Here is a 17,131-nt window from a genome sequence, read left to right on the forward strand (position 1 = left end):
GTCAAGCCGGCCGCCGGAAGGAAGAAACGGGCGACGCCTCCGAATTCCTCTCCGCCGTACAATTCACGAGCGGTGGGGGAAACTCGATGACCGCGTCCCTTCTCTTGTGGTCGGCGCTCGCCGCCTCGCCGGAGGTCGCTCCCGGCCGTCCGGCGCGGTTGACGCTGACGAGCGAACCGTCGTCGGTCGCGACGGTCGTCCTCACCGCCCTGGATGCCGGGCCGATCACCGTCGAGGCACGTTCGCTCGACCTCGACGTCAAGGTCGCGATCTTCGACGCCGACGGAGCCAAGCCGGTCGCGGAGGACGACAACGGTCTCGGCGGCACCGATGCGGTGGCCGGGATCGAGGCCGCCGCCGGCGCCCGGTACCGCATCGAGGTCCGGCCGGCGGACGAGACGGAAGAGGCGCGCGGCGAGGTCACGATCTCCGTTCGAGCCGGGTCGCCGCCGCCCGCTCCCGAGGCGGATGCCGCGGCCGCGCGCGACCTCGCCTACTGGAACTCCGTCGAGGAAGGCGGCGATCCCTGGCGGAAGGTGCGGGGTAGGCTCGGCCGCGCGACGCTCGCGCTCGGCCGCGGCGCTTACGCCGAGATGATCCCGCTGTGCGACGACGCCGCAGCCGCGGCCCGCGCCGCGTGGGGCGCCGCCGACGGACGCTACGGCGTCGCGGTCGCGACCGGCGGCCTCGCCCGCTACCTGAGCGGCGACCTGACCGCGGCGAGGCCGATGATCGCGGACGGGCTCGCGGTGATCGAGCGGCGGTACGGCGAGGACGACATGCGCACCGCGATGAGCCTGAACTATCTCGGTGAGGTCGACGAGGACCTCGGCGAGCTGCGCCTCGCCCGCGACGATTACGAGCGCTCGCTCGCGATCCGCGAGCGCCTGCACGGCAAGGACCAGCCCGAGTCCGTCGCTGCGCTCGGGAATCTCGGCGGCTTGATCGACGAGCTGGGCGACCCGGAGACCGCGCACGCGTACTACGAGCGCGCCCTCGCGATCCAGGAGAAATCGTCGCCCGGCTCGGCGCGCATCGCCTCCCTCCTCAACAACGTCGCCTTCGAGATGAAGAAGATCGGTAGAACGAAGGACGCGGTGCCGCTCTACGAGCGCGCGCTCGCGATCCGGCGGGACAAGCTGGGCGATGAGCACCCGTCCACGGCCCTCAGCCTGCAAAACCTCGCGATGGCGCTGCACGAGACGGGAAGAACGGCCGAGGCGGTCCCGATGCTCGAGCAATCGATGGCGATCCGCGAGAGGAAGCTCGGCCCGGATCATCCCGACCTGGCCGTGTCGCTCTCGAACCTCGCGCGCGTCGACTACGAATCGGGGCACGCCGCAGACGCGCTGCCGCTGATCGAGCGCGCCCTCGCGATCCGCGAGGCGAAGCTGGGACCCTCGCACCCGGACACGGCGCGCGCCGAGGTGCTTCGCGCCCGCGTTCTCGCCGCGCTCGGAAAGACCGACGAGGCGATCGACGCGGCCATCGCGGCCGAGGCGGTCTCGCGCGCCGACGTGCGGCGCATCGCGCGCTTCCTCCCGGAGTCGACCTCGCTCGCCTACGCGGCGAAGCGCGCGCGCGGGCTCGACGTCGCGATCGCGACCGCGGCCGCGCCCGGCGCGCGCGTCTCGCAGGAGCGGCTGCGCCGCGTCTGGGAGTGCGCGCTTCGCTCGCGCGCTCTCGTCCTCGACGAGATGGCGCGCCGCGCGAGGGCCGTCAGGAAGAGCGGCGACCCGGCGACACGCGCCGCCGAGGCGAGGCTCGTCGCGGCGGTCTCGGCCTGGGGCCGCCTCGTCACCGAAGGCGCCGGCAAGAAAGGAGACCCGCGCGCGGCGTTCGACGCCGCGCGGAGCGAGGTCGAGGCGGCGGAGCGCGCGCTCGCGGAGGCGAGCGCCGACTTCCGGCGGGAGGTCCAGGCGCGGGAGCCCTCGCTCGAGGACGTGCGCCGCCCTCTCACCGGCGGGACGGCGCTCGTCGCGTACGCCACCTACGACGCCGGGACCGAGACCGCACCGAAGCCCTGCTACGCCGCCTTCGTGCTCGAGGGAGGAACGGTCGCGCTCCGTCCGCTCGGCGATGCGGGCGCGATCGACGGGCGCATCGCGCGCTGGCGCGCGGCGGTCGGAGGGGCCGCCGCCGACGTCGAGACGGCGCGCGCGGGAGAGAAGGAATCTCGTCGCCTCGGCGCCGATCTTCGCGGCGCCCTCTGGGATCCGGTCGCCCCCTCGCTCGGCAAGACGAAGTCGGTGGTCATCGTCCCCGACGGCGCCGTTCATCTGGCGCCGCTCGGCGCGCTTCCCGACGGCGACGGCTACCTCGTGGAGAGCGGGATCCTCTTCCAGTACGTGACCGCGGAGCGCGATCTCCTCGGCGGCGCGAGCCCCCCCGCCGGTGGGGTCCTCGCGATGGGAGGCCCGGAGATGCCCGCGCCTGCTGCGGGTTCCGAAGGATGCGGTCCCGCATCGCTCCCCCTTCCGCCGCTTCCGAACGCCGCGCGCGAGGCCGAAGAGATCGGTGCGATCTTCGGCGGCACGTCGCGCGTCCTCACCGGCGCGCAGGCGACGGCCGCGGCGTTCCGGACGCTCGCGCCGCAGGCCGGCGTCCTCCACCTCGCCACGCACGGGATCGTCCTCGGCGCCCGCTGCCCGTCCCGGGGGCGTTCGGCCCTCGAGATCGCGGGGCTCGCGCTCGCCGACGGCGTTCTCACGGCGGAGGAGATCGCATCGATCGACCTCTCGCGCGTGCGCTTCGCGGCGCTGTCGTCGTGCGACTCGGGCGGCGGCACCGTCGCCGACGGCGAGGGGGTGCTCGGCTTGCGACGTGCCTTCGCGATCGCCGGCGCCAAGACCCTCGTCCTCACGCTCTGGCCGGTCGACGACCGCGACGCCCGCCGCTTCATGACCGCGGCCTACCGCGCCCGCTTCAAGAACGGCGAGCCCGCCGCCGGCGCCGCCCGCGACGCGTCGCTCGAGATCCTGAAGGACCGCCGCAAGCGCGGCCTCGACACGGGCCCGATCCACTGGGGAGCGTTCGTGGCGGCGGGAAGCTGATCGCCCTGTAACGGAGCCCGCCCCTCTCCTTAGTACCCGGTGAACGCAGCCCATCGCTGCGCGCACCGCGAGGAGAGGGACCATGAAGACAGGCCGCGCCTTCCATCGAATCATCCCGATTTTGGCCGTGACGGCGCTCTGGGCCGGCATCGCCGCCGCTCAGGATGCGGGTTGGCAATCCCAGATCGCGGCGGACCTCTCCGCGCGGGAAATGGAGCTCAGCCTGAAGGACGGGACCTGGCAGGCGCCGAACCGGGCGCAGGGCTTCCGGGTGTCGTTCACCGAGCGAGGCGTCCATCTCGCGCCGCGGCTTTCGCAGAGTCCCGAGTGGGAGTGGGGTCTCGCGTTCATGGGGACGGCAGCGACGGTTCGCACCTCCGCGCAGGAGAACCGCCTCGACCGCGACTGGGGCGGCGTTCGTGAGTGGTACGTGAACGAGGCGCGCGGGCTGAAGCACGAGTTCAGCGTCCTCGAGCGGCCGGTGACGGCCGCGCTCGACTTGGCGCTCACCGGGACGCTCGAGCCGCGCGTCAGCGCGGACGGGCAGGCGATCGACTTCCACACGAAGGATGGGCGGAACGTCCTCCGCTACGCCGAGCTGTCGGTCGTCGATGCGCGCGGGCGCACGCTGCCGTCGCACATGGAAGGGTTCGCGAAGGCCGGCACGCGCGGCATCCGCATCGTCTTCGAGGACAAGGACGCCGCTTATCCGATCACCGTCGATCCACTCGTGATGACGATCGGATGGAGCGCCGAGTCGAACCAGGCCAACGCGGACTTCGGCACCTCCGTCGCGACGGCGGGCGACGTCAACGGCGACGGCTTCTCGGACGTCATCGTCGGCGCCGACAAGTACGACAACGGCCAGGTCGACGAAGGTCGCGCGTACGTCTATCTCGGTGGTCCGTCGGGCCTCTCGACGACGCCCGCGTGGACGGCCGAGAGCAACCAGGCGAGCGCGTTCTTCGGCGCCTCGGTCGCGCCGGCCGGCGACGTCAATGGCGACGGGTACGACGACGTGCTCGTCTCGGCTTACGGCTACGACGACGGACTGACCGACCAGGGCCGGGTCTACCTCTACCTCGGCTCGCCGACCGGGCTCTCCGCGACGCCGGCGTGGACGGCGGAGAGCGACCAGGCGAGCGCGAACTTCGGCCGCTCGGTGGCGACCGCGGGCGACGTCAACGGCGACGGCTACTCGGACGTCATCATCGGCGCGACCACCTACGACAGCGGCCAGACCGACGAGGGGAAAGTCTTCGTCTACTACGGCTCGCCCGCGGGCCTTCCGGCGACGCCGAGCTGGACCGCGGAGTCGAACCAGGCGGGCGCGGCGTTCGGCGTCTCGGTCGGCACGGCGGGCGACGTCAACGGCGACGGCTACGACGACGTCATCATCGGGGCGCGCCTCTACGACAACGGCCAGACGGACGAGGGGCGCGTCTTCCTCTACCTCGGCTCGGCGTCCGGTCTCGCGGCGAACCCGATCTGGACGGCGGAGAGCGATCAGGCGGGCGCCAACTTCGGCCGCTCGGCCGCGACCGCGGGCGATGTCAACGGCGACGGCTACGCCGACCTCATCGTCGGCGCGTACACCTACGATCAATTCCAGGTCGACGCGGGGCGCGCGTACATCTACTACGGCAACGCGACCGGCGTTCCCACCCCCGGGCCGATCCTCTACACGGGCTTCTCGGTGAACGAAGGATTCGGCATCTCCGTCGCGGCGGCCGGCGACGTGAACGGCGACGGCTACGCGGATGTCATCGTCGGCGCCTACCTCTACGACGGCACCGGCTTCACCGACCAGGGACGCGCGTACGTCTATCTCGGCTCCGCGTCCGGAGTCTCGACGGTCGCGGCGTGGGCGACGCAGATCCCGGACGCGGGCGCGCAGTTCGGCTGGTCGGTCGCGACCGCGGGCGACGTCAACGGCGACGGCTACTCCGACGTCATCATCGGCGCCCCGATGGCGAACGACGGCGAATCGTATGAAGGACGCGCCTTCGTGTTCATGGGCGCACCCGATGCTCCGTCGATCACCGCCGGATGGTCGGTCTCCGGCCGCACGAACGGCGAGTTCGGCCAGTCGATCGCGACCGCGGGCGACGTCAACGGCGACGGCTACTCCGACGTCATCGTCGGCGATCCCTTCCACTTGTTCCCGCAGGCCCGCCTCTATCTCGGCACGCCGAGCGGCCTCTCGACGACGCCGGCCTGGGAGGCGGACGGCAACGCCGCGATCGACGACCAGTTCGGCTACTCGGTCGCCTCCGCGGGCGACGTCAACGGCGACGGCTACTCGGACGTCGTCGTGGGCGCTCCGGGCAGCGGCACCATCTACGTCTACTACGGCTCGCCGACGGGGCTCGGGGCGACGCCCGCGTTCGTCGCCTCCGATCCGACGAGCAGTCTCGGGTTCTCCGTCGGGACGGCGGGTGACATCAACGGCGACGGCTACTCCGACATCGTCGTCGGCGATCCGAACTACACCGCCTTCGGAACGCAGATCGGCGCGGTTTTCGTCTACTACGGCTCCGCGAACGGTCTCTCGGCGCGGCCCGACATCCGGCTCGGCCTCCAGGCGAACACCGCCTTCGGACAATCGGTCTCGACCGCCGGCGACATCAACGGCGACGGCTACTCCGACATCGTCGTCGGCGACCCGCAGTTCCCCAACTCGGTGACCGGCGTGGGTGTGGCGGGAGGGGCGTTCGCCTTCTGCGGCCCCAGCCTCTCTCCATGCTGGGAGGCATTCGGCGACCCCGTCCACGGGGCCCGGTTCGGCACGTCGGTCGGCACCGCGGGCGACGTCAACGGCGACGGCTACTCCGACCTCATCGTCGGCGATCCTTATCTCTCGAACCCGGCGCTCAACGCGGGTCGTGCCTACGTCTTCCTCGGCGCACCGACGTTCATCGACAATCCTCCGCCCGATTGGTACGTGGACGGCGAGCAGGACTTCGCGCACCTCTCGAATTTCGGCTCCGCCGTCGCCACGGCCGGCGACATCAACGGCGACGGTTATTCCGACGTCGTCATCGGCGCGCCGCAGTTCCACGGCGGGATCAACGGCATGGAGCCGTTCGGCAAGGCCTACGCCTACCTCGGCGGCCCCGCCGGCCCTCAGACGACTCCGATCTGGACCGCGGTGGGAACATCGACCACCGATTACTTCGGCATCGCGGTCGGGACCGCGGGCGACACCAACGGTGACGGCGACTCCGAGATCGTGGTCGGCTCGACCGGAGGCGCCGTCCAGAACGCGGCCACGGGGACCGGCTACCTCTATGGCCGCGTCCTCCGCGGTCTCGCCGGCTCGCCGCAGCAGTTCCAGGCGGACGACTCGGCCCCGATCGACCAGAACGGGCTCTCGAGCTCGCCGGTCTCGTTCCGCGTGCACGCCAAGGGGATGAGCGCCGCCGGCCGCGCGCGCGTCCGGCTTCAGTGGGAGGTCAAGCCGCTCTCGTCTCCGCTGAGCGGCACCGCCGTCAAGGGCGGCGCGAGCTTCGTCACCACCGGAAACCCGGGAAGCTCGGTCTCGCTCGACGAGCTGGTCACCGGCCTCAACTTCGGCACCGCGTACCGCTGGCGCGTGCGCGTGGCGACCAACTCGCCGTTCTTCCCGTGGTCGACGTGGGCCTCGCACCCGTGGAACAACGCGACCGAGACCGATCTGCGCACGAACCCCTGTCTCGACCTCGACGGCGACGGCTACGGCGCCGCCGGCTCGAAGTGCGCGCTCCCCGGCGTCGACTGCGACGACACGCGCGCCGACGTCAACCCCGGCCACGCCGAGGTGTGCGACGGCGTCGACAACAACTGCAACGGCGTCGTCGACGAGCCCCCGACCGGCACGACGTCGCTCGCGCTCGCGCCGGTGGCCGGCGGCACGCGCCTTCAGTGGCTCTCGATCCCGGGCGCGACGAGCTATGACGTCGTGCGCGGCGTGCTCTCGTCGCTCCGCAGCTCCGCCGGGAACTTCACGACGTCGCTCGACCAGTGCACCGCGAACGACGCGAGCGGCTTGCTCGTCGACACGACCGGTGCGCCGCCCGCCGGCGACGGCTGGTACTTCCTCGTGCGCGGCACGCTGGGGAGCTGCTCCGCCGGAAGCTACGACGACGGCTCGCCGTCGCAGAGCGGCTTCCGGGACGGGGAGATCGCGGCGTCGGGGGTGGCCTGCCCCTGATTCGATGGGTGCGGGGCCGCCGGTATCAAGATCTCATCAAGATCGCCGGCGGTCCCCCCAAGTCCCAGGCTGGCTTCGTACGATCCGGCAATGCCGTCGCCGTCCCTGCTCGTCGGTTTGAAGCGCCTGCTCGTCGGTAGCCGGATCCCTTCTCACCTCGCGCATCGCGAACGGTTCGGCGTCGCCACCGGGCTCGCCATTCTCTCGTCGGACGCGCTCTCGTCGGTGGCCTACGCGACCGAGGAGATCCTGCGCACGCTCCTCGTCGCCGGAACGGCGTCCCTGTGGCTGGTCACGCCGATCGGCTGTGTGATCGCCGGCCTGATGCTCGTGATCGGCTTCTCGTACCGGCAGACGATCCTGGCCTACCCGAACGGCGGCGGGGCCTACCGGGTCGCCGGAGAGAACATCGGCGTCGTCGCCGGCTTGGTCGCCGCGGCCTCCCTCCTCCTCGACTACGTCTTGACCGTGTCGGTGTCGATCGCCGCCGGGGTCGCCGCGATCACGTCGGCGTTCCCGCAATGGCAGGAAGCACGCGTCGCGCTCGCGCTCGGATTCCTCGTCATCCTCACCGTCGGCAATCTCCGCGGGATCCGGGAATCGGGAAGGATTTTCGCGACGCCGACGTACGTGTTCCTCGGCGGCATGGCTCTGCTCCTCATCGTCGGCGGCAGCAGGATCCTGACGGGAGGCCTGGCGCCCCCCGCGGCTCCGTCGGGACTGCTGCCGTCGGCGACGGCACCCCTCACCATCTTCCTCGTGCTCCGTGGGTTTGCGAACGGGTGCACGGCGCTGACCGGGATCGAGGCGATCTCGAACGGCGTGCCCGCGTTCAAGCCGCCCGAGGCCCGGCACGCCGTGACCACGCTCCTCATCATGATCACCTGCGCGGTGGCCTGCTTCATGGGTGTGACGTTTCTCGCCCATGCCTACCAGATCACGCCGACGACCGACGAGACGGTGATCTCGCAGCTCAACCGAGCGATCTTCGGTGGCGGGACCATCGTGTACTACGCGATCCAGGCTGCGACGACCATGATCCTCGTGCTCGCCGCGAACACCGCCTTCGCCGACTTCCCGCGGCTCGCCTCGATCGTCGCGCGCGATCGATTCCTGCCGCGGCAGCTCGCGAACCAGGGCGATCGCCTCGCCTTCTCGAATGGGATCCTCGTCCTGGCGCTGCTCGCCGGGGTGCTCCTCGTGGCGTTCCACGGGGATACGCACGCGTTGATCCCGCTCTACATGCTCGGCGTCTTCGTTTCGTTCACGCTGTCGCAAACCGGAATGGTCCTGAAGGCGTGGCGGGAGCGCCGTCGCGGCTGGCTCGCCGGAAGCGTCGTCAACGGCGTCGGCGCGATCTTGACGGCGATCGTGCTCGTCGTCGTGTGCGTCACCAAGTTCAGCGAGGGCGCCTGGATCATCGTCGCGCTGATCCCGCTGAACGTCTTCCTGTTCCTCGCGATCCGCCGTCACTACCGCGGGGTCGCCGCGCAGCTCTCGCTCAAAGGCCTCGTGGCCGGACGGGAGCGGCACAACGTCGTGATCGTCCCGATCGCCGGCGTGCACCGTGCGGTCGTGCGGGCGCTCGACTACGCGCGCACGCTCTCGCCGGACGTGCGCGCCGTGTGCGTCGACGTGGATCCCCACGCGACGGCGCAGATCCAAGAGGAGTGGCAGCGCTGGGGCCACGCCATCCGGCTCGAGATCGTCGCCTCGCCGTTTCGCTCCGTCGTCGAGCCGCTCCTCGAGTACATCGAGATCACCGATGCCGAGCGGCCGGGAAATTTCGTGAGCGTCGTCCTGCCGGAGTTCGTCCCGGCGCGTTGGTGGCAGCACCTCTACCACAATCAGCGCGGGCTCCTCCTCAAGACCGCGCTCCTGTTCCGTCGCAACGTGGTCGTCACGAGCGTGCCGTACCACCTGGAGAAATGAGCATGAGCGACGCGGACGACGATCGACTGATTTTCCTCGGTGCGGGACCTTTCGCGGCGCTGGTCCTGGGTGCCGCACTGACGCCGGTCCGCGAGTCGGTGACCAGCTCGTGGGTCGCCTACCCCTTCATCATTCTGACGATGATCGCAGCGGAGTTCGGCGGCCGCCGGGCTGCGCTGGCCACGGCGGTCACGTCGGTCCTCAGCATGGACTTCTTCCTCATGACGCCGTACTTGAGGATCGAGGTCGCCGAGAAGCACGACCTGATCACGCTCGTCGGCTTCACCGCTTGCGGCATCGTCGCCGCGGCTCTCTCGTCCCGGCGGCGCCGCGGACCCGGCTAGAGCGGAAGCCGCACGTAGAGGCCGTTGTGGATCGTTGCGCCCAGCCCGGTGCTGGCCGGAGGCGGCTCGCCGTCGAACGGGTCCATTCCCCCCGCGGAGCTCGACATCCGGCAAAGACCGGAGGGGCACCGGATGGGACGCCCGATGTGCGGGTCGTACGCGGTGCCTCCGACCCGGTAGAGCTGCGTCTCCGGCTCCCACAACATGCCGCGGTAGAGGAACGGATTCCCGACGGCCGACGACCCGATCGGCGTTCCGTCCGCTGTGAAGAACGACGGGTTGCCCCAATCGTCGTAAGCGTACCGTTCGACGACGGCGCCGCTCTGGTCGGTGAGCGCCCGCACGTTTCCCTGCTCGTCGGTGTGATAGGTGTACCGGTCGAGCACGCCGTTCCCGTTGATGTCGGCATCCTCGATCATCTGGAGGAGGCGGCCGTCCTCGCCGACGACGAAGCTCGCTCGAGACGCGCCCCCGGCGTACTCCTGGATGTAATCGCTGCCGGCGGAATCGAAGCGCAACGGGACGCCGGCCCGTAGCAGGTACCGGCCGAGCGCATCCTGCGTGTACGAGAACCCGCCCGCAGTGACGATGTTCCCGCGATAGTCGTGGGTCATCGCGAGCTCCGCAGGCGTGCCGCCGTGGATGATCAGCGGGTTGCCGTCGGCGTCGTACGTGCGCGTGCCCGACGGCGTCGATGTGTACTGGTGCATCTGGAGGTCGGCAGGCTCGGGGAGGGTCGCATCGCGCGTGTACGAGCCCGCGTCCATGCCGCCGCTCACCAGGACGCGGTCGCCCATCGCGCTCAGCGTGTAGACGCGTGACGAGGCGCTCCCCGACGACGTGGTCGTGCTCTTCGTCAGCCGGTGCATCGAATCGTAGACGTAGCTCGTCGTCGACGACGAGAGCGGCTCGCTGCGCGAGGTCATTCCGAGCGGGTCCCACGTGATCGTGGCGTCGACGATGTCGCCGTCGGCGCCGGTGACCGTCTTGCGCTCGAGGCGTCCCGCGGCGTCATAGAGATAGCTCGTTCCGACGCTGTTGCCGTTGACGACGCGCGAGAGCTTCGTCGCTCCCTGATAGTTGTAGGACGCGACCAGCGCGCCGTCCGCGAAGACGGTTTGCGTCCGGTCGAGCGGGTCGTAGCCGTAGCTGATCGTGTGGCCGCCCGGATAGACCATGCTCGTCGGGTTGCCGACGGCGTCCCGCTCGATCGTCACCGTGTGCGGCGGCGATCCGCCGGCTTGCTGCGTCTCGCTCAGCATGCGCGAGAACGAGTCGTAGGTGCGCGTCACGGTCGAGTCGTCATCGGAGGCGGAGACGAGCGCACCGCTGCCGTCGTAGACGTAGTGCTCGCTCGTCGTGCCCGCGACGCCCGGGCCGCGGGCGACCGAGACGTCGGTCAAGCGTCCCAGCTTGTCGTAGGTCAACGTGCTCGCCGAGCCGTCCGGGTCGGTCTCACTGACCAAGTTGCTTCGCGGAGACCAGACGAGGCTGGTCGTCCGCGCGTCGGGCGCGGTTGCGACCGAGACGCGCCCGCCGCCGTCGTACGCGTACGTCCACGTGCTCCCTTCGGCATCGACCGTCGAGGTGAGCTGGCCGAGATCGTTCCACGTCTGCGAGGACACGAGGGTCGCGACGACATTGCCGTTCCCGTCGCCGGTGTCGGTCATGTCGTCTTGCGTCTGCACGAGCTGGCCGAGGCCGTCGTACGTGTATCGCGTCTTGTTTCCGGTCTTGTGCGTGACACCAACGACGTAGTACTTGCCGTCGAACTTCCTCTCGGTGCGCCCGCCCGCCGGATCGACGTCCGCCGTCCGCCGGTCGAGCGCGTCGTACTCGTAGTGGGTCACCGCCGAGGACGGCGGGCCGCCGGCGGTCGCGGCGTCGGTCTCGGTCACCTGGATCACGTTCGAGGCCAGATCGTAGTCAAGCTGAGTCGTGTTCCCCATCGCATCGGTGACGAGCTTCAGCAACTGCCCCGAGTCGTAGGTGAAGTCGGTCCCGTGGCCGTTGTCGTCCTGGATGCGGCTCCAATTCGAGTTCTCGTCGTAGTACCCCAGACACGTGTTCGAGCCGTCGCCGATCGGAGCGCCGTTCGCGCGGCGCAGATGCGTGCAGTCGCATTTGATCGCGCGGTCGATCTCGTCGTAGGTCGTCGTGCACTCGGCGAGCTTCACGTTCGGCCCCGACGAGCCGTCGGCCAGCTCGCCGTCGAGACTCGACGAGACCTCGTTGCCCGCGGCGTCGTAATGGGACGACCACTCGTTCCCCTCGGCGTCGGTCGTCTTCGTCAGGCGTCCGTAGCCGTCGTACTGGAACGTCGTGTCCGCCACCGAGGGGTCGATGCCGTCGTGCACGGCGATCAGGTTGCCGTCCGCGTCGTAATCGTAGGCCTGCCGTGCCCACACGGAGCCCAGCTCGTCCTTGTCCTGCGAGAGCGTGGGGAACTTCACCTTCACCCTCGCATACGCGAGCTCCTTGACGAGCTTCGCCCCGGAGCCGCCCCTCGAGAGCTTCGTGATCCGGCCGAGCGGGTCGTACTCCACGTCGTCGATCATGCACTGCGCGCTGTCGATCTCACGGCTCAGGCCGCTGAGCCGGCCGAGACCGTCGTAAACGTAGAGCGTGCTCAGGTAAGGGTCGGGCCGGAGCACGCCGTTCTCGTCGACGTTCTGCACGTCATGGCGGACGAGATCGCCGTTCGCGTCGTAGTAGGAATCGCTCTGATACGAGAACGGAGCCGCGGACGTCACGCGGACGACCTGGTCGTCGTCGTTGATCGTCATCGTCGTCGTATGTCCGTTCGGATCGGTCGTGCCGACGAGCTGCCCGCGCGCGCTCCACGTGTATTGCGTCCCCGCGCTGAGCGTCCCGTGCGGGATGGTGAGCGTTCTGAGGTATCCGTTGTCGGAGCCCGAGCTCGACCAATCGAGCGTCGAGACGTGGCTCTGCGGGTCGGTGTACGCGACGATCTGGCCGTAGGCATTCCGGTCCCAGTGATGATGGATCGTCTGGGGCGCGCCGGTGAGCGTACCTGTCACGACCGAAGGCGCCTGAAGATCGGTCAAGAAGCCGGACGTGTCGTACGTGAACGTCCACGTCTGGCCGTTCTCGTCGGTCGCCGTCGTCGGGAACCCCGACGAAGGCAGCGTGCCGCCGAACGCGAGCGTCCGGTCACGCGACGTTCCGATCGCAATGAGCCTGCCCGGCGAGACCTCGCGGCCGCCCGGGAAAATCCCGGGATCGCTGTCGTCGCAGTCTTCCTTGATGGAGACCTCGCCCCAGTCGTTCCAGTGCCCGTTGCTGAGTGTGGATCCCAGCGTCTGTTTCCCAGCCAAGCAAATGTGACTGTCGCCGGTGTAGCGGCCCGCCGGGTCGATGACGCTGTCGCCTCCGTCTCGTGCCACCGCATGGCGAGCGGCGGTGCAGATGGAGCTGTCGCCGGTGTAGCGGCCCGCCGGGTCGATGACGCTGTCGCCTCCGTCTCGTCCCAGCGCATGGCGTGCGGCCGTGCAAATGGAGCTGTCGCCCGTGTATCGAGCGGCGGTGCAGATGGAGCTGTCGCCGGTGTAGCGGCCCGCGGGGTCGATGACGCTGTCGCCTCCGTCTCGTCCCAGCGCATGGCGAGCGGCCGTGCAAATCGAACTATCGCCCGTGTATCGAGCGGCGGTGCAGATGGAGCTGTCGCCGGTGTAGCGACGAGCTGCCGTGCAGATGGAGCTGTCGCTCGTGTAGCGGCGCCCCGCCGCCGTGCAGACGTCGCTGTCCATCGTGTACCAGGTGTCACCCCAAATCTTCTCCGATCCCGCGCCCGCACCCGCGAACGGATCGACGCTCTCTTGGTAGAGCTTGGGATTCAGCTTCCGCCACAGCCCCGGCGGCTCGGCCGGAGGATGCACGATGTGGATGTCCTTGATCGTCCTCCACGTTCCAGGCGGCGTCGCCGGCGGGTGCACGATGCGGACGTCGCTGATACGGCGCAAGACGCCGGACGGAACGCCTGGTCGATAGATGATGCGCGGCTCGCGGCGTGCCCCCCAATCGGTTCCGAACGGCGTCGCGTACGTCCACGAGCGCGTGATCTGCGCCTGGTCGCCGCCGAGCGGTCCTGGATCGAACGTCTCGCTCAACAGATCGCCGCGCTTGAGCACGCTGGGATTCCCCGAGTCATAGACGCGCGACACGCTCGCGAGCGAGGGCATCGTCAGCTCCGTGACGAGCGCGTTGCCGTCGTGGTGGACCTTGGTCTCGTAGTACGGCGGATCGGTCGGCGAAGGCGGTGGGCCGGGCAGATTGTCGAGATCGCTCGCGAACGTCGCAGAGTCGGGCAAGACTCCGGTGAAGTCGCGAACGCGGACGATCTGTCCTTGCGCGTCGTAGTAGTAGTCGCTCCTGTGGTCGGTCGCGTCCTTGACGATCGTCTTGCTCACCGCGAAATCGTTCGACGCATCGGGCGTGAGCGCCACGTAGGTGAACATCTCGTCCGCCGGATTCACGGCGGCGTAGGTCTCCATCCGATAGAGGCGGTCGAACGCGGGATCGGCATCGTTGTCGGTCATGCTGTAGGAGAAGCTCGCGTACGTCTTCCCGTCGGGTCCGGCGATCGACAGCAGGTTGCTGTTCTCCGCGCCGAGCGAGTGGCCTCGCGAGTACGTGTACGTCGTCGTGCGGCCTTGAGGGAAGTCGTTCCCGGTGGGTGTTCCGGTCACCGGCGGTGACGTCACCGACTTCAGGTCGTCGAGCTCGCCGCCCGCCTCGGTCCCGTCGTAATACACGTATTGGACGCTGCGACCAGTGAAGTCCGTCACCGCGGTGACCAGATTGCGCGTGTTGTACGTCAGCGTGATCGCGCGTCCGAGCGTGTCGGTGATCGTCGTGAGCTTGCCGCCGGTGTCGTAGGCGAAGCTCATCGCGTTCCCGAACTGATCGCGCGACTGGAGGATCTTCCCGGCGGCTGCCGAGCCGTCGAACCCGCCGAAGACCCAGATCTGCCCGTCGGGGAAGTTCAGCGCCAATGTGCCGTCCGCCTGCGGGCACAGCTCCTCGAAGCCGCCGGCGGGCGTGACGTAGCATCCGCCACTCGGCGGCGGGGCGGCGAAGAGCGTCTCACCCGATGCCGGATTGACGACGACCACGCCCCCGGTCGGAGGACTCGACACGCGCCGGTCGTACGCATGCGTCCATTCGACGCCCTGCGACGTGCTCTGCCATCGGCGCGAGCGGTAGTAGCGCGTGAACACGAAGTCGAAGCCGCGTCCGGGGATCTCCATGTCGGTCTGCGCGACCTCCAGCTCTCCGGAGTGCAGATCGACGCGCGCGGCGGCGCCGAAGTCAGGCGCTGCGTTGTAGACCGGAGGCACCCAGTGCTTCGCCGCTTCCGGATCGCCACCGCCGTTGGGCGCGGGCGAACCGTTCAATCCTCCCTGGCAGGCCGCGGGATCGGAGAAGACGGTGAGGGTGGCATCGGGCGTCGTGATGTTTCCGCAGGCGTCCTGGACCGTGACGTGGATCGCGCTCCGATGATCGGAAAGCGTCACGGGCAGCGCGAGGGTCGGGCTGTTGCCGCCGACAGGCGCGCCGTTCTTCGTCCAGGCATAGCTCGCGCTGGAGCCGTTCTGCGCTTCGACGGTGAAACGCGCGGTACCGCCGTCGCACACACCGATGCTCGAGGGCCCGGTGACGATCTTCGGCGCGACGGGCGTGTGCGTGCAGACGCCGTTCTTCGCGGAGTCGTCCGTGCACGTATTCGAGTCGTTGCAGACGACGCTGAAGGCGCAGTCGCGCACCTGGCGCGGCGTGCCGTCCGATCGCGTGCCCGAGTCTCCTGCGCCGCATCCGTTCCGGCCGCGCACGATGTAGAAGAAGATGCCACCGGCCGGCGGGACCTGCGGATCGGTGAACTGAAGCTCCGTGCCGCCCGGATCGAGACACGTATCCGTCGGATGGTCGAGGAAGTTCGAGGCGACACGCGAGCGCACGACCTCGTACGTGAACGGCGCCGATTGCCCGCCGGAATCGAGTGGATTCCAGCTCAGCACCGCAGCGCCGGTACCGGGCACTCTCGCGAGCTTGACCTGCCCGACCGATTGCATCCGCGCCCAGAGGCCGGGGTTCGTGTCGTCGCAGTCGTTGGCTCCGACGTAGCCGTCGCCGTCGAGATCGCCGGGACCGCCGGCCATCCCCGTGCAGGTGTCCGCGAACGAAGGTCGCGCGGCGCAGAGAACGAGGAACGACGCGAGATAGATCGAGACACGGAATCCGCGCATGCCCACCCCCCCGGATGGGCATCCATATACCCCGAATCGTTCGGCTCCGTGCCGACTTTTCGAGGCAGGATCGCGCGGCCCCGGGTTACGATCCGCAGCCATGGCCGAAGCGCGACTCTCCCTGTCCGATTACGTCCGCGGCTTCAGCCGTCCGTTCTGGGCGGCAAACGCCTCCGAGCTGTTCGAGCGCATCGCGTACTACGGGATGGCGCCGGTCCTCGTCCCCTACCTCGTCCAGGTGAGGCACTTCGACGAGAGCGCGGCGATCCGGGTCGGCGGCAACCTCGGCTTCGTCGTCTACGGCGTCACCGTGCTGTCCGGCATGTTCGCCGACTGGCTCGGCTACCGCCGCGCGATGATGCTCGCCTACGTCCTGCTCGCCGTCGGCTACGCGGGCGTGTGGAAGGCGCCCAGCTTCCCCGTCGTCGTGCTCGCGCTCGCGTGCGTCGCGTTCGGCGCGTCGGTCATCAAGCCGGCGATCACGGGGACGGTCCAGAGGACGTGCTCCGAGGAGAGGCGGCCCGTCGGCTTCTCGATCTACTACACGCTCGTCAACGTCGGCGGCTTCCTCGGCCCGAACGTCTCCGGCGCGGTCTCGGCGGCGGCAGGTCTCTCAATGGTCTTCCCGACCTCCGCGATCGCAATTCTCGTGGCGCTCGCGCTCGTCCGCATCTTCTACGCGGATCAAGAGACGCGCGTGGCGACGCCGAAGCGGACGCTCGGCGCGTTCGCGGCGGACTTCCTCCGCATCCTGACGACGGCGCGCCTCATGAGCCTGTTTCTCCTCGTCGCGGGGTTCTGGAGCCTCTTCTTCCAGTTCTTCGGCGCGTTCACGACCTACGTGACGCAAGACCTCGGGCTCAGCCAGCAGAAGGCGAACTTCATCATCTCGCTCGACGCCGCTCTCATCGTCTGCACCCAGGTGATCGTCGGCTACCTCGTCCGCAACTGGACGACCGCGCGCGCGGTGTGGATCGCGGCGCTCATCGGGTCGGTGGGGTACGGCGTGATCGGGCTCCGGATGTCGCCCGTCATCGCCGGTGCGGGCGTCGTCGTCTTCTCGATCGGCGAGATGATCTACTCCGCGCACTTCTACAAATACCTCGGGAGCCTGGCGCCCGCCGGCCAGGAGGGGATGTATCTCGGGTTCGCGTTCTTCCCGATCGCGCTGGGGAGCTTGCTCTCCGGATGGATCGGCGGGCCGGTCGCCGGCTGGGCGCGCGACACGCTTCACCACCCCGAGAAGATGTTCTGGGCGTTCGGCGCCGTCGGCCTCGCCGCCGCGCTGGGTCTCTTCATTCACGCGAAGATGTACGCCGGGCGCGACGCCCACGCCTGATACAC

Annotated in this window: 6 protein-coding genes; 5 read left to right on the forward strand and 1 reads right to left on the reverse strand. The window is 69.3% G+C overall.

Annotated elements, in window-relative coordinates; all coding sequences use genetic code 11:
- The first annotated feature begins 86 nt into the window (after window positions 1-86).
- From VFV19_06745 to VFV19_06760, 4 genes are all read left to right on the forward strand, one after another.
- Complete coding sequence (locus tag VFV19_06745) at window positions 87-3,053, forward strand: CHAT domain-containing tetratricopeptide repeat protein (GenBank protein HEX4823992.1); 2,967 nt, start codon at window positions 87-89, stop codon at window positions 3,051-3,053.
- An 82-nt stretch (window positions 3,054-3,135) separates the two neighbouring features.
- Complete coding sequence (locus VFV19_06750; protein ID HEX4823993.1) at window positions 3,136-7,245, forward strand: FG-GAP-like repeat-containing protein; 4,110 nt, start codon at window positions 3,136-3,138, stop codon at window positions 7,243-7,245.
- A 90-nt stretch (window positions 7,246-7,335) separates the two neighbouring features.
- Entirely contained in the window at window positions 7,336-9,177 is a 1,842-nt protein-coding gene (locus tag VFV19_06755) for an APC family permease (protein HEX4823994.1), read from the forward strand.
- Window positions 9,178-9,179: 2 nt separating this feature from the next.
- On the forward strand, window positions 9,180-9,521 hold the full coding sequence (locus VFV19_06760; GenBank protein ID HEX4823995.1) for a DUF4118 domain-containing protein: 342 nt from the start codon (window positions 9,180-9,182) through the stop codon (window positions 9,519-9,521).
- Here the strand turns inward: VFV19_06760 and VFV19_06765 are convergent.
- Window positions 9,518-15,787 carry a DUF6531 domain-containing protein gene (locus tag VFV19_06765; protein ID HEX4823996.1) on the reverse strand — a complete coding sequence of 2,090 codons (6,270 nt, stop codon included), beginning with the start codon at window positions 15,785-15,787 and terminating at the stop codon, window positions 9,518-9,520. The genes VFV19_06760 and VFV19_06765 overlap by 4 nt on opposite strands.
- Window positions 15,788-15,887: 100 nt before the next feature.
- Between VFV19_06765 and VFV19_06770 the strand changes: the two genes are divergently transcribed.
- Entirely contained in the window at window positions 15,888-17,126 is a 1,239-nt protein-coding gene (locus VFV19_06770; GenBank protein ID HEX4823997.1) for an MFS transporter, read from the forward strand.
- The last annotated feature ends 5 nt before the right edge of the window (window positions 17,127-17,131 follow it).

Source organism: Candidatus Polarisedimenticolaceae bacterium, from assembly GCA_036275915.1.
Taxonomy (GTDB): Bacteria; Acidobacteriota; Polarisedimenticolia; order Polarisedimenticolales; family DASRJG01; genus DASRJG01.